Origin of the sequence: Streptomyces albofaciens JCM 4342 (genome assembly GCF_008634025.1) — a bacterium.
GTDB lineage: Bacteria > Actinomycetota > Actinomycetes > Streptomycetales > Streptomycetaceae > Streptomyces > Streptomyces albofaciens.
In genome coordinates, this window is sequence record NZ_PDCM01000002.1 from 3,391,062 (window position 1) to 3,412,646 (window position 21,585).

At 72.3% G+C, this 21,585-nt stretch carries 19 protein-coding genes; 7 read left to right on the top strand and 12 right to left on the bottom strand.

Features of this window, described 5'->3' with window-relative positions; all coding sequences use genetic code 11:
* Positions 1 to 121 precede the first annotated feature (121 nt).
* The 6 genes from CP973_RS34620 to CP973_RS34640 all read right to left on the bottom strand — a co-directional run bounded on the left by CP973_RS34620 (position 122) and on the right by CP973_RS34640 (position 5,602).
* Positions 122 to 1,459: a TadA family conjugal transfer-associated ATPase gene (locus CP973_RS34620; protein ID WP_150247884.1), complete on the bottom strand. Its 1,338-nt coding sequence runs from the start codon at positions 1,457 to 1,459 to the stop codon at positions 122 to 124.
* A complete protein-coding gene (locus CP973_RS34625) occupies positions 1,456 to 1,881 on the bottom strand; it encodes a TadE family protein (RefSeq protein WP_150247886.1) in 426 nt (141 codons plus the stop codon). The genes CP973_RS34620 and CP973_RS34625 overlap by 4 nt, the downstream gene beginning before the upstream one ends.
* Positions 1,878 to 2,264 carry a TadE/TadG family type IV pilus assembly protein gene (locus CP973_RS41230; RefSeq protein WP_244410189.1) on the bottom strand — a complete coding sequence of 129 codons (387 nt, stop codon included), beginning with the start codon at positions 2,262 to 2,264 and terminating at the stop codon, positions 1,878 to 1,880. The genes CP973_RS34625 and CP973_RS41230 overlap by 4 nt, the downstream gene beginning before the upstream one ends.
* 3 nt (positions 2,265 to 2,267) lie before the next feature.
* Positions 2,268 to 3,665 carry a CpaE/TadZ family protein gene (locus CP973_RS34630; protein ID WP_244410190.1) on the bottom strand — a complete coding sequence of 466 codons (1,398 nt, stop codon included), beginning with the start codon at positions 3,663 to 3,665 and terminating at the stop codon, positions 2,268 to 2,270.
* Positions 3,666 to 3,678: 13 nt separating this feature from the next.
* Positions 3,679 to 4,401: a Flp pilus assembly protein CpaB gene (gene cpaB / locus CP973_RS34635; RefSeq protein WP_208853355.1), complete on the bottom strand. Its 723-nt coding sequence runs from the start codon at positions 4,399 to 4,401 to the stop codon at positions 3,679 to 3,681.
* A gap of 184 nt (positions 4,402 to 4,585) precedes the next feature.
* Positions 4,586 to 5,602: a hypothetical protein gene (locus CP973_RS34640; RefSeq protein ID WP_244410191.1), complete on the bottom strand. Its 1,017-nt coding sequence runs from the start codon at positions 5,600 to 5,602 to the stop codon at positions 4,586 to 4,588.
* 343 nt (positions 5,603 to 5,945) lie between these two features.
* Between CP973_RS34640 and CP973_RS34645 the strand changes: the two genes are divergently transcribed.
* The gene (locus tag CP973_RS34645; RefSeq protein WP_150247888.1) at positions 5,946 to 7,031 is read left to right on the top strand and encodes a chitinase; all 1,086 of its coding nucleotides are present in this window, start codon (positions 5,946 to 5,948) and stop codon (positions 7,029 to 7,031) included.
* Between the two features lie 92 nt (positions 7,032 to 7,123).
* On the opposite strand, the gene CP973_RS34650 is transcribed toward CP973_RS34645, so the two are convergent.
* On the bottom strand, positions 7,124 to 8,032 hold the full coding sequence (locus CP973_RS34650; protein ID WP_150247890.1) for a S1 family peptidase: 909 nt from the start codon (positions 8,030 to 8,032) through the stop codon (positions 7,124 to 7,126).
* Positions 8,033 to 8,235: 203 nt separating this feature from the next.
* On the opposite strand from CP973_RS34650, the gene CP973_RS34655 reads away from it, so the two are divergent.
* Together CP973_RS34655 and CP973_RS34660 are read left to right on the top strand one after the other, a co-directional pair.
* Positions 8,236 to 9,597: a M14 family metallopeptidase gene (locus CP973_RS34655; protein ID WP_150247892.1), complete on the top strand. Its 1,362-nt coding sequence runs from the start codon at positions 8,236 to 8,238 to the stop codon at positions 9,595 to 9,597.
* Positions 9,598 to 9,691: 94 nt separating this feature from the next.
* Entirely contained in the window at positions 9,692 to 10,222 is a 531-nt protein-coding gene (locus CP973_RS34660) for a DUF1648 domain-containing protein (protein ID WP_150247894.1), read from the top strand.
* 165 nt (positions 10,223 to 10,387) lie between these two features.
* On the opposite strand, the gene CP973_RS34665 is transcribed toward CP973_RS34660, so the two are convergent.
* The 4 genes from CP973_RS34665 to CP973_RS34680 all read right to left on the bottom strand — a co-directional run bounded on the left by CP973_RS34665 (position 10,388) and on the right by CP973_RS34680 (position 14,406).
* On the bottom strand, positions 10,388 to 11,869 hold the full coding sequence (locus CP973_RS34665) for a GntP family permease (RefSeq protein WP_150247896.1): 1,482 nt from the start codon (positions 11,867 to 11,869) through the stop codon (positions 10,388 to 10,390).
* 126 nt (positions 11,870 to 11,995) lie between these two features.
* Positions 11,996 to 12,406, bottom strand: coding sequence for a RidA family protein (locus tag CP973_RS34670; protein WP_150247898.1), 411 nt, complete (start codon positions 12,404 to 12,406; stop codon positions 11,996 to 11,998).
* A gap of 12 nt (positions 12,407 to 12,418) precedes the next feature.
* On the bottom strand, positions 12,419 to 13,177 hold the full coding sequence (locus tag CP973_RS34675; RefSeq protein WP_030373954.1) for an IclR family transcriptional regulator: 759 nt from the start codon (positions 13,175 to 13,177) through the stop codon (positions 12,419 to 12,421).
* Positions 13,174 to 14,406, bottom strand: coding sequence for a sugar kinase (locus CP973_RS34680; protein ID WP_150247900.1), 1,233 nt, complete (start codon positions 14,404 to 14,406; stop codon positions 13,174 to 13,176). Before CP973_RS34680 ends, CP973_RS34675 begins: the two co-directional genes overlap by 4 nt.
* A gap of 153 nt (positions 14,407 to 14,559) precedes the next feature.
* Here CP973_RS34680 and CP973_RS34685 point away from each other — a divergent pair, with 153 nt between their 5' ends.
* Positions 14,560 to 15,900 carry an amino acid deaminase gene (locus CP973_RS34685; protein ID WP_150247902.1) on the top strand — a complete coding sequence of 447 codons (1,341 nt, stop codon included), beginning with the start codon at positions 14,560 to 14,562 and terminating at the stop codon, positions 15,898 to 15,900.
* 250 nt (positions 15,901 to 16,150) lie between these two features.
* Positions 16,151 to 17,767, top strand: a complete 1,617-nt coding sequence (locus CP973_RS34690) for an N-acyl-D-amino-acid deacylase family protein (RefSeq protein ID WP_150247904.1) — start codon at positions 16,151 to 16,153, stop codon at positions 17,765 to 17,767.
* Here CP973_RS34690 and CP973_RS34695 read toward each other — a convergent pair.
* The gene (locus tag CP973_RS34695) at positions 17,703 to 19,553 is read right to left on the bottom strand and encodes a P-loop NTPase fold protein (protein WP_167538566.1); all 1,851 of its coding nucleotides are present in this window, start codon (positions 19,551 to 19,553) and stop codon (positions 17,703 to 17,705) included. The genes CP973_RS34690 and CP973_RS34695 overlap by 65 nt on opposite strands.
* 274 nt (positions 19,554 to 19,827) lie before the next feature.
* On the opposite strand from CP973_RS34695, the gene CP973_RS34700 reads away from it, so the two are divergent.
* Both CP973_RS34700 and CP973_RS34705 read left to right on the top strand, forming a co-directional pair.
* On the top strand, positions 19,828 to 21,039 hold the full coding sequence (locus CP973_RS34700) for a pyridoxal phosphate-dependent aminotransferase (RefSeq protein WP_150247906.1): 1,212 nt from the start codon (positions 19,828 to 19,830) through the stop codon (positions 21,037 to 21,039).
* A 115-nt stretch (positions 21,040 to 21,154) separates the two neighbouring features.
* Positions 21,155 to 21,571, top strand: a complete 417-nt coding sequence (locus CP973_RS34705; RefSeq protein ID WP_150247908.1) for an SCO4983 family protein — start codon at positions 21,155 to 21,157, stop codon at positions 21,569 to 21,571.
* Positions 21,572 to 21,585 lie beyond the last annotated feature (14 nt).

A 21,585-nucleotide genomic window follows, 5' to 3' on the forward strand; every position in this document is an offset into this window, starting at 1 on the left:
CGGGCTGTGTGGACTGTGGGCTGCAGGTTATGGGCTTATGGGCTGCGGGCTGTGTGGACTGTGGGTCATGGGCTTGTGAGCTGTGGACTGTGGGCTACGGGTCATACGGTCTACGGGGCTGTCACAAGGCTTCCCGGGTGGCCAGCTGGTCCGCCGTGGCGGCGACGCCGAAGGCCGGCGGCACCGGTTCGTCGGCCAGGTAGAGGCGCTCGGCGACCCGGCGCGGCAGCGGGAAGTAGCGGAAGCGGCCGCGTACGGTGCGGTCGGCGCCGCTGGGCTCGGCCTCGAAGCGGCAGACGGTGGCGAGGCGGTAGTCGGCGTGGCCGTGCGAGTCGAGGATGGCGATCTCGCCGATCCGGCGGGAGCCGTCGGCGTGCCGGGCGATCTGCACGATGCAGTCGACGGCGCTGTTGATCTGGTCGCGCAGCGCCTCGAAGGGGACCTTGACGTCCGACATGGAGGCCAGCGTCTGGAGGCGCATCAGGGCGTCCTCGGCGCTGTTGGCGTGCACGGTGGCCAGCGAGCCGTCGTGGCCGGTGGACATCGCCTGGAGCATGTCCAGCGTCTCGCCGCCGCGGACCTCGCCGACGATGATGCGGTCGGGACGCATGCGCAGCGAGTTGCGTACGAGGTCGCGGATGGTGATACGGCCCTTGCCCTCCACGTTCGGCGGCCGGGACTCCAGGCGGATCACATGGGTCTGCTGGAGCTGGAGTTCGGCGGCGTCCTCGACGGTGATGATGCGCTCGCCCTCCGGGATCAGCCCGGAGAGGGCGTTGAGCAGGGTGGTCTTGCCCGCGCCGGTGGGCCCGGAGACGACGACGTTGAACTTGGCGCGCACCAGCGCGGCCAGCAGCATCACCATCTGGTCGTCCAGCGTGCCCATGCCGATCAGCTCGCGCAGCGTGTAGGCGCGGGGGAAGCGGCGGATGGTGAGGGTGGCGCCGTTCAGGGCGAGCGGCGGGATGATGACGTTGACGCGCTCGCCGGACGGCAGCCGCGCGTCGACCATCGGATTGGACTCGTCCACCCGGCGGTTGACGGTCGAGACGATGCGCTCGATCGTCTGCATCAGCTGTTCGTGGGAGGCGAAGCGGACGGGGACAAGTTCCACCCGGCCGTGCCGTTCCACGTACACCTGGTCCGGGCCGTTGACCATGATCTCGGTGACCGAGGCGTCTTCGAGGAGCGGCTCCAGGACGCCGAGGCCGAGCGCCTCGTCCACCACCCGGCGGATGAGCTGCGCGCGCTCGGCGGTGGACAGGACCGGGCCCTCGCGGCTGATGATGTGGCCGAGGACGCGCTCCAGACGGGTGCGGCGCTCGGCCGCGGCCAGCGCGGACATCTCGGCGAGGTCGATCTCTTCGAGGAGTTTGGCGCGGTAGACGGCGACGAGGTGGCCGTCCTCGCGGCCGGTCGGCGGGGCCTCCGGCGCGGCGATGCGGGCTTTGAGGCTCATGGGGCGGTCGTTCCTCCGGGTTCGGCGGGGAGGGCCATGGTGGCGCTGCGGGTGGCGTGCAGGTCGCCGATGCCGGGCAGCAGCACGGGGATCCTGACGGTGGCGGTGGCCTGGACCTCGTCGCCGCCCCCGGTCGCCACGACCTTGGCGCCCGCGGCGGCCCAGTCGCTCATGGCCGCCCTGCCCGCCGCCTCCGGGGTGGTCTTGCGGTCGGCCTCGTCCAGGGTGGCCGTACGGGCCGCGGCGCGCGCTCCCGTACCGGCCTGCTGGACGGCGTACGCGGCCAGGCCGAGCTGCACCACGCCGAGCGCGACGAGCAGCAGGATCGGCAGGAAGCCGAGGAATTCGATGGAGACCTGGCCGCGGTCGTCGCGCCGGACGCGCGGCCTCCTGCCGCTCCGGGTCCTCTCCGTTCCCGTCACGTCCCCTCCTCCTCCGCCGCCCCCGCCGAACCCGTGACCGTCCCCCACGGGAAGTCCGCGACGCCGGGGAAGAGCACCGGCACCTTGAGCCCGACCCGGGCCGTGAAGAGGCCGCCCTGCGCCCCGCACGTGATCTCGGCGCCGCCCTGCCAGGCGCCGGGCAGATCCTTCTTGGCCGCCGCCGCGCAGGCGCCCGCGCCGCCGGTCTCGGTGGCGGTGCCCGCCCGCGCGCCCTTGTCCGCCGCGTTGCCGGCGAGCGCGTACGTATAGCCGACGAGCGCGAACTGCCAGACCAGGGCGAGGGTGACGAGGATCAGCGGCGCGAGGCCGAGCAGCTCGACGGAGACCTGCCCGCGGTCGTCGCCCGGCCGGGCGCGGCGCACGCCTCAGCCCTCCTCGTACGGGCCGGCCGGACCGTAACGGCCGCCCGAGCCGTGCGGACCGGCCGGGCCATGCATACCGGACGACGCGCCCGCCTCCCCGCCGCCCGGCCCGGCCGTCAGCGCCTTGCGGCGCCGCCCGGTCAGCGACGTACGCGCGCGGTGGCTGCCCCGCCCCTGGCGTGCGGCGGGCGCGTCGACCAGGCCCAGCTCCCCCGCCAGCGCCCACAGCGCCTGCCGGACCGTGGAGCGGGCGTCCAGGTCCTGCATCCGGCCGGCGTCGACGTACGGCTGGAGTTCCTTGAAGCCGGCCGGTACGGGTGTGCGCGCGACGTGGGTGCCGGTGGCCTTGGCGACCAGCGGCGGCTGGATCTCGGTGTTACGGGTGAGGCGGTTGACGACGGTCGTGGTGTCCTCGGCCTTGCGGATCTGGAGGCGGTCCCACAGCCGTACGAGGCGCTTGGCGGCCCGTACGGAGACCACGTCCGGCGTGGTCACCAGCAGGGCGACATCGGAGAGCTCGACGGCGGCGGCGTTGGCGGACTGCATCTGGGCGCCGCAGTCCACCACCACCAGCTCGTAGCGCGAGCGCAGCGCGGAGAGGACCGTGCGGGCGGCCCGGTCGTCCACCTCCTCGCCGCGCTCGCCCTCCTCCGGCGCCAGCAGCAGGCCGAGACCGGTGTGGTGGGCGTGCACGGCGTCCTGGAGGACGCGTACGGAGATGTCCTGGATGCCCGCGAGGTCGACGATCGAACGGCGGAACTGGACGTCCAGGTAGGAGGCCACGTCACCGGACTGGAGGTCCATGTCCACCAGCGCGACGCTGCGTCCGGCGGCGCGCGCGGCGAGGGCGAGTTGGACGGCGGTGAGGGTCGTCCCTACGCCGCCCTTGGCGCCCGTGACGGTGACGAGCGTGCCGGCGGGCCCGGCCGCCGCTTCCTGGCCGCCGCCCAGGTGCACCCGTACGCCAGTCGCCCACTGGGCGGCGGCCTGCACCCGGGCGGCCAGTTCGTCGTAGCCGAGCGGCAGGCCGACGACGCCGCGCGCGCCCGCGTCCATGGCGGCGGCGAACAAGGCGGGCCCCGCGTCGGCGGTGATCAGTACGACGCCGACGGCGGGGAAGCGCAGCGCGATGTCGCGGATCAGCTCCAGCGCGGGCACCGGGCCGATGCGCTCGTGGACGAGGACGACCTCGGGGAGTTCGTCCACGGCCGCGGCCGGCGGCCCCGGCGGGTCCGCGGCACCGGCCACCGACCGGGACGCGGCCTGGTCGAGGGCGTTGACCAGGGCCGTCGAGTCGGCGACCGGCGGCGCGGGCTCGGCGCCCGGCAGCTGGCCGATCAGCGAGGACACGGCGCGGGCCGCGTCCGGTTCGCCGACGGCCGCGAGGATGCGGATGGTCACCTGGGCCTCCGGGTCATGTGTCGCCGTCGAGGGTGTAGGTGCGCTCGCCCGGCGGGATGGCGGACTCGGTGCCGGGGGCGACGAGGGCGAGCCGTACGTGGGTGGCGAAGGATTCCGCGTAGGCGACGCGCTGGGCGTCCGCGGTGCTCAGCGCGAAGGTGATCGGCACCGCCTCGGCGGCGCGGCGGTTACTGGCGGAGCGGGTGTCGCCGGGGTCCTTGCTCTCCAGCGGTGTCAGCTTGCCGCGGTCGATGACCTGCGCGTTGGCCACGATCACCTTGGAGACGGGCTTGTCCTCGGGGCGCTTGCCCTCGAAGGTGGCGTAGATGTTCACCCGCGCCCCGGGGTTGATCTTCCCGGCCACGCCGGTGGCCGCGTCGATCATGATGGCGATCTCCTGCTGCCCCGGTTTGAGCGCCGGCCGGTCGACGACCATGTCGTCCTGGAGGAGCGAGCCCTTGTGCAGCGGCGTGACGGCGATCTTCCCGCGCACCCGGGCCAGATCGGTGACGGCGGTGTCCGGCAGCCAGCGCTCCGGTATCGCGACCTGCTCGAACTGGCCCGGGTCGAGCGCCTGGTAGGCGGCCACGTCCGACTTGAGCCGGTACGCGGTGCGCTCGGGCCCGACCTTGGACTCCACGTCGCGGATCACCGACAGCACGCCGACGAACGCGCCGAGCGCGCAGAGGACCGACAGGAGCAGCAGGATCACTCCGCGGCGCTGGCGTGAGTTCATGAGCGCGGAACCTCGCTGGGGACGGGGCGGGCGGGGGCGGTACCGGCCGGGGCCGGGCGGGGCGGGTCGCACGGGTGGGGGCGGGGCACGCGGGGGCCGGCCGGGTCGTCAGGTACGGACGGGCACGGTACGGGCGGGTCCGGCACGGACGGGTCCGGCACGGACGGGCCCGGCACAGGCCGGCTCAGCGTGCCCGTACGGCCGCCCGCCGGCCGGGCTCGGGGCCGGGAACGCCGCCCGGTGCCACCGGGGCCAGGCCGCGCCGCCGCAGCAGGGAGGAGGCGGGCGTGTCGGCGTCCGGGCCGGGGAGGGAGCGCGCGGACCCGTTCGTACGGCGCCCGCTGCCCGGGCCCGCGCCCGGGGTCGGAGCGGCGGACGGCGCGCAGCAGAACGCGCACCGGTCGCCGATGAGTTCGAGACCACACCAGCGGCACTCCTCTCTCCGTACGGACGCCACGAGCTGGTAGAGCACCGAGAGATCCGGGATGGCCGCCGCGAACTCGGCCAGTTTGCGCGTGCCCCACCAGGCCGCCGACTCGGCGGGCAGCGGGACCTCGTACGTCCCCTGCACCTGCCAGCAGCGGGCCAGGACGCCGTCGACCCAGTCGCCGGCCAGCTGGCCGCGCGCGTGGACGAGGCGGGTGGCGAAGCCGGGTGGGCGCAGTCCGGCGTCGGCGGCCCGTTCGGGGTGCCGGTCGAGGTGGACGAGGTGTGGTTCGGGGTTGGCGAGCACCGCGAAGTGCGTACCGGGCACCCAGGAGCGCAGGTGGGAGCGTAGGTCGGTGGCGACCCGGTCGAGCCGGGCCACGCTGCCCAGCAGGGCGCCCGCGTGCACGTAGTGGGACAGCAGGCGGGCCGCGCAGGCCAGCAGGCCGGGGCTGAAGTCGCACAGCGACAACTGCCGGAGCTGGTGGGCCAGTACGGCGAGGCCGAGCGGCGGCAGGTCGAGCGGCACGATCGCGAACCGGTCGCTCTCCAGGACGGCGCGCAGGGTGTGTAGGCGGCGTACGTGGCCCGGCGGGCAGGCGGTGGAGCAGAGCGCGACGAGGTGGCCGTGGTGTTCCAGCACCGCGCCCAGCTCGGTCAGCGCCTCGTCCAACGGCTGGGCGTGCGGCGGGCGGACGACCACGGCGGCCGGGATCTGCCGGTCGGTGGCGGGCAGCGCGAGGTCGGCGCTGGTGACTGCAATCGCGGTCGGCACGTCGCGTCCCCCACTGCGCTGCTGGCGCTGTCGGCACTGTTGGCGCTGTCGGCACTGCTGTTGGCTCAGCACCTTATCCACGAGTTCCGCCCCGGAGAACACGTTCCGGGGTACTCGACCCCCGTCTTGGCATCTCCTTTCCCCCGCCGCCCCCTTGCCTCCGCCCCGCCCGGGGGAAGTCCGCGTTCCGCGCGACCCCTTGACACGCACATTGGTCTGGACCACCTTGTACGCCAGCGCGACGCACCGTGTGCATCACGCACAACACTCGCACCACAACAGCTCAGGGGCCCCTGAACGCGCAGCAGAACCACCAAGCCCAACTCCCCCCACGGAGGCACCAGTGGTACGCGCACGATCAGGAAGAGCAGCACGTTCGGGACGTACGGCACGACGCCGCGCACGGACGCTGGCGGGGCTCGCCGCCGCGGCCCTGACCGCCGCCGGCGTCGTCGCGGCGGGCACCGCAGACGCGTCCGAGGCCACCACGACCGCCACGTCCGCCGCGTCGCGGACCGGCCACTCCCCCACAGTGGCCCGCACCGCGGCCGTACCGAAGCACGCCGTCACCGGCTACTGGCAGAACTTCGACAACGGCGCCACGGTCCAGAAACTCAAGGACGTGAACGACGCCTACGACATCATCGCGGTGTCCTTCGCGGAGGCGACCGGCACGCCCGGCGCCGTGGACTTCCACCTTGACCCGGCGGTCGGCTACGGCTCCGCCGACGCGTTCAAGGCGGACGTCAAGGCCAAGCAGGCGGCCGGGAAATCGGTGATCATCTCGGTCGGCGGCGAGAAGGGCGCGGTCGCGGTCGCCGATGACGCCTCCGCGAAGAACTTCGCCGACTCGGTCGGCAGGCTCATGGACGAGTACGGGTTCGACGGCGTCGACATCGACCTGGAGAACGGCCTCAACTCGACCTATATGACGAAGGCGCTGAAGGCCCTGCACGCCGCGCACAGCGGCGTGGTGGTGACGATGGCGCCGCAGACGGTCGACATGCAGTCGCCGCGGAACGAGTACTTCAAGACGGCCCTGGCCATCAAGGACTTCCTCACGGTCGTCAACATGCAGTACTACAACAGCGGCTCGATGAACGGCTGCGACGGCAAGGTGTACGCGCAGGGCACGGTGGACTTCCTCACCTCGCTCGCCTGCGTGCAGCTGGCGGGCGGACTCGCGCCGTCGCAGGTGGGGATCGGCGTCCCGGCGTCGTCGCGCGCGGCGGGCGGCGGGTACGTGGCGCCGTCCGTGGTGAACGCGGCGCTGGACTGTCTGACGAAGGGTGAGCACTGCGGCGCGTTCAAGCCGCCGAAGAAGTACCCGGAGCTGCGGGGTGCGATGGCCTGGTCCACCAACTGGGACGCGGCGAACGGCAACGCGTTCGCGGCTCAGGTGGGGGCGCACGTGCACAAGCTGCCGTAGCCCCCGTAGGGACGACCGGCCGCGCGGCGCTCGGTGCGCCGCGCGGCCGGTGCACTCCTATGGTCTACGGACCACGTGGGTCCACCCCGCCGTCACGGCTTGGGGAGCACGCACCCCTGCCGCCCCAGGTCCAGCTTGTTGCCGGTGCCGAAGCAGTTGGGGATGGTGTAGATCTGCTGCGCGTAGTTGATGCCCTTGCGCACCGTGACCTTGCCGTTCTGGTCGACCTCGCACGGGTTGTTCATGGTGCAGCGACCGCCGTTCTCGTTGCCCGTGTTGTTGATGGCGGCGACCTTGCCGGAGGCGGTGTCGATGACCGGCGACCCGGACGTACCGCCGATCGTCTTGCAGGCGGGGGTGTAGCGCACGGAATCCTTCATCACGTAGCCCCCCTCCTTCAACTGGTGCACGAACCCGTCGATGTTGCAGGAATAGGTCTTCTTCCAGTAACCGGACACGACGGTGATCCCGGCGCCCTTGACCGGGTGGGTGGTGGCGATGTCCAGCGCCTTGATGCCGTAGCGCTGCTTTATCTGGGCGTAGGTCGAGGAGAGTTCGTAGAAGGACACGTCGGTGTCGGTCATCGTGCCGTAGACGACCTTGGTGGCGCGGACCGTGCCGAGGTTGCCGGCCGAGGCGCTGAGCACGGTGAAGCTGCGGCTGGACGGCTGGTCGACGACGACCTCGCCCGGGTCGGGCATGCCGCTCTCCAGGCAGTGGCCGTTGGACATGACCAGGGCCGGGTCGTTGTCGGTCGAGTTGGGCATCCGGACGATCGAGCCCGAACAGTTGCTGAGCGCGACCGTGCCCGCGAAGGTGACGGCCTTCGCCTTGGGAGCGGTCTGCGCCACGGCCTGGAGCCGCGGTGCCGCCGCGGTCCGGGCCGCACCCCGGTCCGCCGTGTCCGACGTCGTGGTCGCATGGGCCGTACCGGCGGTGCCCGCGAGCGCCGTGGCGCCCAGGACGGCCGTGGCCAGGGCGCCGACGAGAGGTCTGTTCATGTGGGGGTCCTCTCACGCTGGTGAGTCCGGCGTGGCGCCGGACTTGTCGTGCGCATTGTTGGTGCGGCACCGGCCCGTGACAAGAATCTTCCGGAAACACGCGTGAATTTGGCGTGTTTGCGTCAACGAAAGGGATTGACCGAGGCATGCCAACGCCCGAACACTGGCGCCGTCGCTCGCCTCACACCCCCACGGAGGACACCATGCGACGACCCCGAAGACGCGGCAGACGGACCACCGTCCTCACCGCGCTCGTCTCCCTCGCCCTGGCCGCACCCTTCGCCGCGCAGGCCGAGGACTCCCCGCTCCGCTCCCGGCAGGACACGTCCGCCCGCACCGCCGCCGGCACCACGGCCGCGGACACCGGCACACCCCGCCAGTACGAGATCACCGGCCCCGCCACCGCCGCGCAGCGCAGCGCGCTCGCCTCGACGGGCGTGTCCATCGACGAGGTGCACGGCCGCACCGTCGTCATCACCGCGGACACCGCCCAGGCCGCCCTCGTACGCGAACTCGGCTACCGGCTGCGGGCCTTGCCCGCACCGCCGTCGGGCACCGGCGACCGTGTCAAGGACTTCCCCTCCGGCTACGGCAAATACCACAACTACGCCGAGGCCACCGCCGAGATCAACGCCCTCGTGGCCAAGTACCCGGCCATCCTGAGTAAGCGCGTCATCGGCAAGTCCTACGAGGGCCGGGACATCCTCGCCCTCAAACTCAGCAAGAACGTCGCCCAGGACGAGCAGGAACCCGAGGTCCTGTTCACCGCGCACCAGCACGCGCGCGAACACCTCACCGTGGAAATGGCGCTCTACCTGCTCAACGACTACACGTCCAAGTACGGCAGCGATCCGCGCGTCACCAAGATGCTCGACTCCCGCGAGATCTGGGTCATCCCGGACGTGAACCCGGACGGCGGCGCGTACGACATCGCCAGCGGCTCGTTCCGCAGCTGGCGCAAGAACCGCCAGCCCAACGCCGGCTCCGCCAACGTCGGCACCGACCTGAACCGCAACTGGGACTACAAGTGGGCCTGCTGCGGCGGCTCCTCGGGCAGCACCGGCTCGGAGACCTACCGCGGCCCGTCCCCCGCCTCGGCCCCCGAGGTCAAGGTCGTCAGCAACTTCGTCCGCGGCCGTGTCGTCGGCGGCGTCCAGCAGATCAAGACCGCCATCGACTTCCACACGTACAGCGAACTGGTCCTGTGGCCCTACGGCTACACCTACAGCGACACCGCCCCCGGCATGACGCAGGACGACCGCGACGCGTTCGCCGCCGTCGGCAAGTCCATGGCCGCCGGCAACGGCTACACCCCCGAACAGTCCAGCGACCTCTACATCACCGACGGCTCCATCGACGACTGGCTCTGGGGCAACCAGAAGATCTTCGCCTACACCTTCGAGATGTATCCGTCCTCGGCGGGCCAGGGCGGCTTCTACCCCCGTGACTCCGTGATCGCCCGCGAGACCTCCCGCAACCGCGACGCGGTCCTCCAACTGCTGGAGAACAGCGACTGCATGTACCGCTCGATCGGCAAGGAGGCGCAGTACTGCAAGACCGGGTGATCCCTCCCGTGACCGGGGCCGGCCGTGGGCGGGCCCCGGTCACGGCGTACCACGCCTGCTTCCCCACCCGGGACTTTCATCGGACGATTGCCCCATGGCGATCTTCTCCTCCCCGATCCGGCCGTGGCTGCTCCCCAGCGCCGTCCTGCTCGCCGCCCAGACGATCTGGGGCGCGCTGCGCTACCCGCACCTGCCGGGGCGGATACCGTGGCACATCGGGAGCGGCGCAGTGGACACCTGGGCGGACAAGTCGGTCGGCAGCGCGTTCATCCTGGTCTTTGTGTACGCGGGAGTGACGGTGGTGACGGCCGGCAGCGCGGAGCTGACGCTGCGGGTGACACCGCGCGACGAGCTGACGGCCGCGAACACCCCGTTCGCCGCCGCACGGGCCGCCTCTTCCTTGATCAACAGACCCGCCAGCCGGGCCTCGGCCCGCCGCATCGCCCGCGCCGTGCTCCTGCTCAACGCCTGCATCGGCACCTCCCTCCTCATGGGCTGCGGCCTGTTCTGGCGCTCCACACCGGACCCGAACGTGCCCGTCGGGCTGCTCGCGGCGATGCTCGTCCCGGTGCTCATCGGCACCGCGGTGGTGATCGGAGCGGCCGCGCGCGACCGGAAGCGGTGAGGCGGGGGCCCGCCGCCGCTTACGGGCACCATGGGCAGGTTCATGCGCGGCCGCCCGCCCCGGCCGGCTCGGGCGGCACCGTCGTCACCTCGTACGTTCACCACCGCCACGGGATACCGCCCCGAACGTTCATCACCACCCGGGATACCGCCCCGTACGTACCCGCTAAACCACCAGGCTGACCAGCGCCGCCACCCCGAACCCCACCACCGACAACACCGTCTCCAACACCGTCCACGACTTCAGCGTGTCGCGTTCGGAGATGCCGAAGTACTTGGCGACCATCCAGAAGCCGCCGTCGTTGACGTGGGAGGCGAAGATCGAGCCGGCCGAGATGGCCATGATGATCAGGGCGAGGTGGGGCTGGGAGAGGTGTTGGCCGTCCACCAGGGGGAGGACGATGCCGGCGGTGGTGACGATGGCCACGGTCGCGGAGCCCTGGGCCACGCGGAGGACGACGGAGACCAGCCAGGCGAGCAGGATGACCGGCAGGCCGGCGTTCTGGAAGGTGTCGGAGAGGGCGTCGGCCACGCCGCTGCCCTTGAGGACGGCGCCGAAGATGCCGCCCGCGCCGACCACAAGCAGGATGTTGCCCACCGGCTTGAGGGACGCGGTGGAGACGGTTTCCAGGGACTTGCGGGACCAGCCGCGGCGGATGCCGAGGAGGTAGTAGGCCAGGAGCAGGGCGATCGTCAGGGCCACGAAGGGGTTGCCGAAGAATTCGACGACCGAGCGGAGGGTGGAGGGGGCCAGGGCGACCGAGGAGAAGGTGGCGAGGAGGATCAGGACGAGGGGGGTGCCGATGATGGTGAGGACGGTGCCCAGGGCGACCGGCTTCTCGTGGGGCCGGACGCCCGCGGCGGTCTGTTCGGCGATCACCGCGGCCCGGGCCTCCTCGGCAGCCTCCACCATGTCCTGCGGTACGGGGACGAAGATCCGCTTGCCGATCCACGCGGCGTAGGCCCAGGCGGCCAGGACGGCGGGGATGCCGCAGACGATGCCCATGAGGATGATCCAGCCCAGGTCCACCTTGAAGAGGCCGGCGGCGGCGACCGGGCCGGGGTGGGGCGGCAGGAACGCGTGGGTCATGGAGAGGCCGGCGAGCAGCGGCATGCAGTAGAGGAGGATGGATTTGCCGCTTCGCTTTGCTGCTGCGTAGACGATGGGGGCCAGGACGAAGATGCCCACGTCGAAGAAGACGGGGATGCCGAAGATGAGGCCGGTGAGGCCCATCGCCAGGGGGGCGCGGCGTTCGCCGAAGAGGCCCAGCAGGCGCGCGCTCAATACTTCTGCCCCGCCGGACACTTCGAGGATCGCGCCGAGCATGGTGCCCAGGCCGATGATGATGGCGACGTGTCCGAGGATGCCGCCCATGCCGCTCTCGATGAGGGAGGGGAGGGAGGATTTCTGGACGGTGCCGAAGAGTTCGGTGACGGACAGGCCTGCTGCCAGGCCCACGGCTATGGAGACGCCCAACAGCGCTACGAACGGCTGGAGGCGGACTTTGATGATGAGGAAGAGGAGAAGGAGGATTCCCAGGGCGGCGACCGTGAGGAGGCCGGGCGTGCCTGGTATGAGGGCCAGCAGGCCGCCGGTGTGGGGTGGCGTCGGTGGTGTGGCGGGGGCCGCGGCAGCAGCGTGGAACATGTGGTGACTCCGTTGTCAGACAGGGTGGTTCCAGGCAGGGGGGACCGCGGCACGGCGCCCCGTGGGTGTGGGGCGCCGCACCGTGCGGCGGGTTCAGCGGCAGTAACGGCAAGGGGGTCGTCCCGGTCAGCCCAGTACCGCGAGGGCGTCGATCTCGATGAGCAGGCCCTTGGGCAGGCCGACGTACACGGTCGTACGGGCGGCCGGCGCTTCCTTGAGGCCCTCGGCCTCGAAGTAGGCGTTGTAGATCTCGTTCATCTCGGCGAAGTGGTCGACGTCGGTCAGGTAGACGCGCATCATCATGACGTCGTCCCAGGTCGCGCCGCCTTCCTCCAGGATCGCCTTGACGTTGGCGAAGGTCTGGAGGGTCTGCTCGCGCAGGGTGGGGCCGGCCGGGGTGGGGGCCTGGCCCTCGACGGCGGGCAGGAAGCCGACCTGGCCGGCGACCTGGAGGATGTTGCCCTTCTTCACGCCGTGCGAGAACTTGGCGGGCGGGGCGGTGTGGGTGGCGGGGGTGAGGGCGGTCTTCTCGGTCATGGTCAGGCTTCCTTACTGGTCCTTCTGCGGGGTGTTGCCGGAGTACTCCCGGCTGATGGCGTCCGCGGTACGGCGTACCGACGGAAGCAGGGTGAGGAGTTCCTCGGCCGTGACGACCACGTTCGGCGCGGACACCGACATGGCGGCGACGACCCGGCCGTCCGCGCCGCGGATGGGGGCCCCGACGCAGTTGATGGACTCCTCGTGGCCGCCGAGGTCGGTGGCCCAGCCCTGTTCGCGCACCTTGGCCAGTTCGGCGAGGAACGCCGTGGCGTTGGGTGTCGAACGGGACGTGTAGAGGGGGTAGTCGAGCTTTTCGGCCAGCGCGCGGCGCTCGGCCTCGGGCAGGTCGGCCAGCAGCAGCTTGGCGACGGCCGCGACGGTGATGGCGACGGGCTTGCCGATGCGCGAGTACATCCGTACGGGATAGCGGCTCTCCACCTTGTCGATGTAGAGGACCTCGTTCTCCTCGTACACCGCGAGGTGCACCGTGTGCCCGCACTTCTCGTTCAGCTCGACCAGGTGCGGGTGGGCGATCTCGCGTACGTCCAGGTTCTCCACGGCCTGCTGGGCGAGGGCGAAGAGCCGGGCGCCGAGGCGGTAGCGCTGGTCGCCCTGCCGGTAGACCATGCCGTGCTCGTGGAGCGTGCGCAGCAGCCGCAGCGCGGTGGACTTGTGGACGCCGAGGCGGCCGGCCACCTGTTCCAGGTTGGCCGGGCCCTCCGCCAGCAGCGGCAGGATGCTCAGTGCGCGGTCGACTGTCTGACTCATCGTGTACGGACCTCCACCCGTGGGTCGTGCACCCCGTGGCTGGTGGTCTCACCGCTGCGGTCGGTGGGTGTGTCACCGTCGGTCGTCCAGCCGGGGCCGAGTCGCAGTCTCCCCCAGGCGGCGGGGTCGAGGCCCGCAAGGTGGTCGGCGAGGTCGCGGGACGGGGGTGTGCCGAGGTCGCCGGGGACGGTGAGGGAGGCGGCGGCCATGAGGTGGCCGTGCCGGATGCGCTCGAACACGGGCAGGTCGCGGAGGGTGGCGGAGAGGAATCCGGCGGCGAAGGCGTCACCGGCGCCGACGGGCGCGACCACGTCGACCGCGAGGGCGGGCGCGGTGGTGAGCGTGTCGGTGCCGTCCGCCTGGCGGGCGTACACGGTGGCGCCGTGGGCGCCCTGTTTGACGACGAGGACGGCGGGTTCGGGCAGCGCGGCGCGCAGGGCTTCGGGCCCGTGCAGGTCCCAGGCGGCCGCGGCCTCGTCCTCGCCGGCGAAGACCAGGTCGCAGCGGCGGGCGAGGTCGAGGACGATCTCCGGGCCGCGTACGGTGCGGTCCTGCCAGAGGCCGACGCGGTAGTTGACGTCGAAGGAGACGAGCGGGCGCCCGGGGGACGGCGCGGTGAGGGTGCGCAGCACGTCGAGGCAGCTGTCGGACAGGGCGGCGGTGATGCCGGTGAGGTGCAGGACGCGGGTGTCGCGCAGCACGTCGTGGTCGAGCAGGTCCGGGGCCATGGCGGAGGCGGCGGATCCGGCGCGGTAGTACGCCACCTCGGCTTCGCCGGCCTCCGTCCGCGTACCGGTGGCGCGTTCGCCCGCCGTACGGAAGTAGACGCCGGTGGGGCGGTCCGGGTCGCGCTGCACGTGGGAGACGTCCACGCCGCAGGCGGCGACGGCCGCGCGCAGGTGGTCGCCGAAGGCGTCGGCCCCGACGCGGGATATCCAGCGGGCGCGGTGGCCGGTACGGGCGAGGGCGCAGGCGACGTTGGACTCGGCGCCGCCGATGCCGCGCTCGAAGAGGGATACGTCGGCGAGCCGCCCGGGTTCGGTGGGCATGAAGGTGACCATGGATTCACCGAGGCAGACGACGTCGGTGCCCGGCTCCGCGGACCCGGTGCCGGCGGGCGCGCCGACACCCTCCGGCGTGCTGGTGCCGTACGGCGTCCCGCTGCCGTCCGTCGTGTCGGTGCCGTCCGTGTCGGTGCCATCGGTGCGAGCGTTCTGGGACGTGGTCACGATCTCCTGCACTCCTTTGCGTACGGGCTCGTTGAGCCGTTCCGCGACGTGTTACGCACCATTGACCCGGCGATGGCTCGGATGTTAGACAGCTGTAAGCGATATGCGCAATGGGTGTTGCACACAGTGCAACATGAACTGGAGGAGGCCCCCATGGCCGCCGCGCCCCACGCCGACCGCAGCACCACCGGTGCCGCGTCCGGCGCCGACGCAGCAACCGCCGCCCGGCACGCGAAGACCCTCGCGGACGAACGCGTCGACCACCGCTTCAAGGGCCTTCCCCCGGACGCGGACGGCCGTACCGTCGGCGAGCTGGCGGCGGAGCGGCGGAATCTTTTCACCGGCGGCTTCACCACCCCCGTACTCGCCCTGTCCGCCGAGTCGCTGGAGCACAACCTCGCGCTGCTGGAGAGCTACGCCGAGCGGCACGGCCTGGCCTTCGCCCCGCACGGCAAGACCTCGATGGCCCCGCAGCTGTTCGCCGGCCAGCTCGCCCGCGGCGCCTGGGGCATCACCGCCGCCGTCCCCCACCAGGCCCGCGTCTACCGCGCCTACGGCATCCAGCGGATCTTCCTCGCCAATGAAGTCGTCGACGCGGTCGCGCTGCGCTGGCTCGCCGCCGAACTGGACGCCGACCCCGGCTTCCGCTGCGTCTGCTACGTCGACTCGCTGCGCGGCATCGAGCTGATGGACGCCGCGCTGCGCGAGGCGGGCGCCACCCGTCCGCTGGACGTGGTGATCGAGCTGGCCGCGGGCGAGGGCGCGCGGACCGGTGTCCGTACCGACGCCGAGTGCTTCGAACTGGCCGACGCCGTCGCGGGGGTGGACACGCTGCGCCTGGTCGGCGTCGCCGGGTACGAGGGCGAGGTGCCCGACGCGACGCACGAGCGGGTGACCGCCTGGCTGCGCCGCCTGCTCGCGCTGACCGTGGCCTTCGACCGGGCCGGGCGCTTCGCCGACCTGGAGGAGATCGTGCTCAGCGCGGGCGGCAGCGCCTGGTTCGACGCGGTCGCCGAGGTCTTCGCCGAGGCGCCGGAACTGTCCCGGCCGCTGCTGAAGCTGCTGCGCTCCGGCGCGTACGTGTCGCACGACGACGGCCACTACCGCCGTCTGACCCCCTTCAACCGCGTCCCGGACGAGGGCGCCCTGCGGCCCGCCTTCCGCCTGTGGGCGCAGGTCGTCTCCCGCCCCACCCCGGAACAGGCGTTCCTGAACGCGGGCAAGCGGGACGCGGCGTACGACCTCGACCTGCCGCAGGCCCAGGTCGTACGGTCCGGCCGGGACGGCGGCGAGCGGCCCGCCGACGGCATCACCGTCACCGGGCTCTCCGACCAGCACACCTGGCTCCGTACGGAGCGGGGCGACGCCCTGGAGGTCGGTGACTGGGTCGGCCTGGGGCTGTCGCACCCGTGCACTTCCTTCGACAAGTGGCAGCTGATCCCGGTGGCCGAGGCGGACGGCACGGTCGTGGACTACGTCCGTACGTTCTTCTGACCGCCCCTCCCCGGTTCCGGGAGACCCCACGGCGGCCCGGCAGGGCCCCACGATCCCGGCGCGGAGCACCACCCCCGAGCCCCGCGCCGAGCGCCGGGGGCGCCCCCTGCCCCCGGCCGGCGCGTCCCATCCCGGACGCGCCCGGGTCCCGCTCCGGTGCACCCCCCTTCACCGGAGCGGGGCCCGTACGCTACGGCCGCACGCCGCGGCCCGGCCCCGGCCTTCGTTCGACAGGAAAGGCAGTTCGGTCATGGACACCGTGGTCCGCGACGTACGCGTCATCGACGGCACCGGCACTCCCTCCTACCGCGCGGACGTCGCCCTCGACGGCGGCCGGATCGCCGAGATCCGCCGGGAGACCGACTCCGGGCCGCGCCCCGGCGCCGCACGCGTCGTGGACGGCGCGGGCCTGGCCCTCTCCCCCGGCTTCATCGACATGCACGCGCACAGCGACCTGGCGCTGCTGCGCGACCCGGCGCACGAGGCGAAGACCGCGCAGGGCGTGACCCTCGAAGTCATCGGGCAGGACGGCCTGTCGTACGCGCCGGTCGACGACCGTACGCTCGCCGAGGTGCGCGCCCAGATCACCGGCTGGAACGGGGACGGCTCGGACATCGACTTCGGCTGGCGCACGGTCGGCGAGTACCTGGACCGCCTCGACCACGGCTTCGGCGGCCAGGGCATCGCCGTCAACGCGGCGTACCTCGTCCCGCAGGGCACCGTGCGGATGCTGGCGCTGGGCTGGGAGGACCGCGCGGCCACGCCCGGCGAGCTGGACCGGATGCGGCAGCTGGTCGCGGAGGGCATGGAGCAGGGCGCGGTCGGGATGTCCTCCGGCCTCACCTACACCCCCGGCATGTACGCGGACGACGCCGAACTCACCGAACTGTGCCGGGTCGTGGCCCGCTACGGCGGCTACTACTGCCCGCACCACCGCTCGTACGGCGCGGGCGCCCTGGAGGCCTACGCGGAGATGCTCGGCCTGACCCGGGAGGCGGGCTGCGCCCTTCACCTCGCCCACGCCACCATGAACTTCGGCGTGAACAAGGGCCGCGCCCCCGAACTCCTCGCCCTCCTCGACGAGGCCCTGGCGTCCGGCGCCGACATCACCCTCGACACCTATCCGTACACACCCGGCTGCACGACGCTGGTCGCCATGCTGCCGAGCTGGGCGAGCGAGGGCGGCCCCGACGCGATCCTGGCCCGGCTGCGGGACGACGCGGCGGCGGAGCGCATCCGGCACGTCATGGAGGTGGAGGGCGCGGACGGCTGCCACGGCGTGCCGATCGAGTGGGACACCATCGAGATCTCCGGCGTCTCGGACCCGGCGCTGGCGGGGTACGTCGACCGTACGGTCGCCGAAGCGGCGCGGGAGCGCGGCGAGGAGCCGTGGGCGACGGCCCGCCGGCTGCTGGTCGAGGACCGGCTCGGCCCGACGATCCTCCAGCACGTCGGCCACGAGGAGAACGTCCGCGCGATCATGCGCCACCCGGTGCACACCGGCGGCAGCGACGGCATCCTCCAGGGCGCCAAGCCGCACCCGCGGGCGTACGGCACGTTCCCGAAGTACCTGGGGACGTACGCGCGGGAGCTGGGCGTGCTGTCGCTGGAGGAGTGCGTGGCGCACCTGACCGGGCGCCCGGCGGCGCGGCTGCGGCTGCCCGACCGCGGCCTGGTCCGCGAGGGCCACCGCGCCGACCTGGTCCTCTTCGACCCGGACACGGTCGCCGCCGGGTCCACCTTCGACGCGCCGCGCACCCTGCCGACGGGCATTCCGCACGTCCTGATCGACGGCCGGTTCGTCATCGAGGACGGGCGGCGGACGGAGGTACTGGCGGGGCGCTCGGTCCGGCGAACGCGCCTCTGATCAGCCGTATCAGCTCGTCCGCGTCGGCCGCCACGCCGAGCGCGCCCAGCTCGCGGGCGGTGTCCTGGCGGGCGGGCGTGACCCGGCCGGCGAAGAAGACGACGGGGCCGGTGTAGCGCCGCTCCCGGCGCAGCGCCGCCACATGCGCGAACCCGGCCCGGTCGTCCGTGCCGCGGGCGATGTCGGAGATGATCAGGGACGGCATCCGGGCGGCGATGGCGGCGTCGGCGGCCCCGGAGTCCACGGCGATCTCCACGGTCGCCCCTTCCCGGCGGAACCAGGCGGCCAGGGAGGTGTTGTTCTCGGGGCGGTCGTCGACCCAGAGAATCGTGCGGCCGACGAGGGGCGCCTGCGGGTCGACGCCCGGGAAGCCGGCCGTGCGCCGTACGACCGTGCCGGTGCGGGCGTCCGGTATCGCCCCGGCCCCGACGTCCGGCTGCTCCCGCCCCGGCGCCGCCACCAGCGCCGGCGCCCCCTCGCGCAGCCTGCGCACCAGGTTCTCGGAGCGCGGCAGGTCGAGCAGGCCGTCGAGCAGGGAGTTGAACGCGGGGTCGGTGACCATGTCGGGGAAGACGGTGGGCAGTTCGCGTTCCAGCCGCTCCAGCACGGCGTACGGGTCGGTCAGGTTCCGCGGTACGTCGCGCTGCGCCAGGAAGGCTTCGACCACCGGCCGTTCCTCGTCGGACACGGTCGCCGACGTCCGCAGCAGCGTCCGCACCCGCCGGTACGTACAGAAGTCCGCGATCACATCGCCCCCGTCGGCGCCCGGCGGGCTGGTCATCATCCGGTAGAAGTCGGCGTAGAAGTACTGGATCAGTAACGTGCGCAGCACCGCCTCCGGCGGGTGGTCGGCCCACATCGGGTTCAGGGTGGCCTCCAGGACGAAGCCGTTGACCAGCCGTTTGATGCGGCGCGGGTTGCGGGCCGAGCGCTCGGCGAGCAGATCGACCAGCGGCTCGTCGAGGAGTTGCTCGATCCCGGCGGTGCGCGCGCACCACCTGATGTACTCCCGTACGCCCTGGCCGTCGGCCACCGGGATGCGGTAGCTGGTCTGGAAGATCTTCTCCATGAAGGTGGCGCCGGCCGGGGACAGGTCGCGCAGCAGGCCGCTGGGCCCCATCGCGGACCGGTCGCAGCCGATCACGAACGCCAGCCCCGGTACGTCCAGGTAGACCTTGACCGCCTCGCACACCGCCAGCACCGTCTCCTCGGGGCAGCGGTCCAGGTCGTCGATGAAGACGACGAGCATCCGGCGCGGCGAGTAGGCCGCGGTCTCGGCCCACTCCTGGGCCAGGTCGCGGATCGCGTCGCGCATCTCGTTACGGGCCTGGGAGTTGACCGACAGGCTGCTCCACAGTTCGTCGACCAGCCCGGCGGCGCCGAGCGGACCGGCCGCGACGGTCGCCAGCGCGCGCAGGACGCGCAGCACGGCCCGCTGTTCGGAGACCCGGTGCAGGGCCCGCCGCAGCAGCCGCCGGTCGAAGCGCATCAGCACCGACTTGATCAGCCCTTCCAGGGCGTCCGCGCCGGTCGAGGTCCAGGCGTTGTACCAGACGGTGTGCACCTCGGGCGCCGTCGTCAGCTCCGCGTCGACCAGGCGCATCAGGCTGCTCTTGCCCATGCCCCACCCGGCGTCGACGGCGAGGGTGAAGGGGGTGGCGGAGCGGGAGGCGATCAGCAGGTCGGCGAGCTGCCGGGCGGCGCGGCCCGCGCCCAGCAGGTCGCCACCGGCCGAGTCCACCGGCTCGTCGTTGAGCAGCGAGAGCCGCTGCGCGGATGACACCATGTCGCCCCCGTGGTTCGGTGCCGATGGTCCCGCGCCCGGCACCGGCCGGAGTGCGGGCACCGGCGCTCAGCGCCGTGGTGCGCGCCTCCCCGTGCGCGCACCCGCCGGGAGCGTACGCCAGTACGCCCGCCCGGCGGTCCGGCCCCGCCCCGGCCGCCACCGGAACGGCACGTTCCGCACCGTCACGGCAGGTGACCAAACCCACACCCTCCGGCCCCCGAAGGTGAACAAGAACACCAGGCGGGGCGTATGACGCGCCCGTAAGGTGGCTGGCATGCAGGTGATCCAGTCAACGAAGCTCGCCAACGTCTGCTACGAGATCCGGGGACCGGTCCTTGAGGAGGCGATGCGACTCGAAGCAGCGGGACACCGCATCCTCAAGCTGAACACCGGGAATCCGGCGGCCTTCGGTTTCGAGTGCCCGCCGGAGATCCTGGAGGACATCCTCCGCACCGTCGGCACGGCGCACGGCTACGGCGACGCCAAGGGCCTGCTCTCCGCCCGGCGCGCGGTCATGCAGCACTACCAGACCAAGGGCATCGAGCTGTCGGTCGACGACATCTACCTCGGCAACGGCGTCTCCGAGCTGATCCAGATGTCGATGCAGGCGCTGCTGGACGACGGCGACGAGGTGCTCGTACCGGCACCGGACTACCCGCTGTGGACGGCCTCGGTCTCGCTGTCGGGCGGTACGGCGGTGCACTACCGCTGCGACGAGCAGGCGGACTGGATGCCGGACCTGGCCGACATCGAGCGCAAGATCACCGACCGCACCAAGGCGCTCGTCGTCATCAACCCGAACAACCCGACCGGCGCGGTCTACGACGACGAGCTGCTGCGCGGCCTCGCCGAGATCGCCCGCCGGCACAACCTGATCGTGTGCGCCGACGAGATCTACGACAAGATCCTCTACGACGGCGTCACCCACACCCCGTTCGCCGCCATCGCCCCCGACCTGCTGACCCTGACCTTCAACGGGCTCTCGAAGTCCTACCGGGTGGCGGGCTACCGCAGCGGCTGGATGGCGGTCTGCGGCCCGAAGGCGCACGCCGCCTCGTACATCGAGGGCCTGACGATCCTCGCCAACATGCGGCTGTGCGCGAACATGCCCGCCCAGCACGCTGTGGCCACCGCCCTCGGCGGCCGGCAGTCGATCAACGACCTGGTGCTGCCGGGCGGCCGGCTGCTGGAGCAGCGCGACACCGCGTACGACCTGCTCACCCGGATCCCGGGCGTCACCTGCACCCGGCCGAAGGGCGCGCTCTACGCCTTCCCGCGGCTGGACCCGAAGGTCTACAAGATCAAGGACGACCGGCAGATGGTGCTCGACCTGCTGCGTGCCGAGAAGATCATGATCGTGCACGGTACGGGCTTCAACTGGCCCGAGCCGGACCACTTCCGCCTGGTCACCCTGCCGAACAAGGACGATCTGACGGACGCGGTGACCCGTATCGGCACGTTCCTGGACGGCTACGGGCAGTACTGAGTGCCTCCGGGACTCACGCCACACCCACCCCCGGCTGTACGGATCACAACTTTAGACACTGTCTAAGCTAGGATGGTCTCCTAGCCGCCGTTCCGCGTTGCCAGGAGGCCATCCCATGTACGAACCGATCCGCACCAAGTCGGTCCACTCCATGGCCGCCGACCAGGAGGTCCCGCACCGCTCCCGCGCGGAGGAGCTGGACATCCGGCTCGCCGGCCATCTGACCGCGCTGCTCACCGTCACCGACGAGCTGCGCGCCGCCGTGCCCGACCCCGCGCTGGACGACGCCGCCGAGCGCATCGCCGAGCAGGTCGCCCGGCTGCGCGGCGGGGCGTATCCGCTGCGGGCCGCACCGAGCGGCGGCGGCGACCCGGCCCGCGCGCCCCGGCTGCACCGGCGGGCGCGGATGCTGGCCGGCAGCGCCCTGGCCGTGGCCACCTCGCGGGCCGACGGCGCCGCCGCCGCGCTGGCGGCCGAGCGCATGGAGGCCCATGAGGCCGACGCCGCCGTGCAGGAGCTGGCGACGGCCTGAGCGCAAGCCGCCCG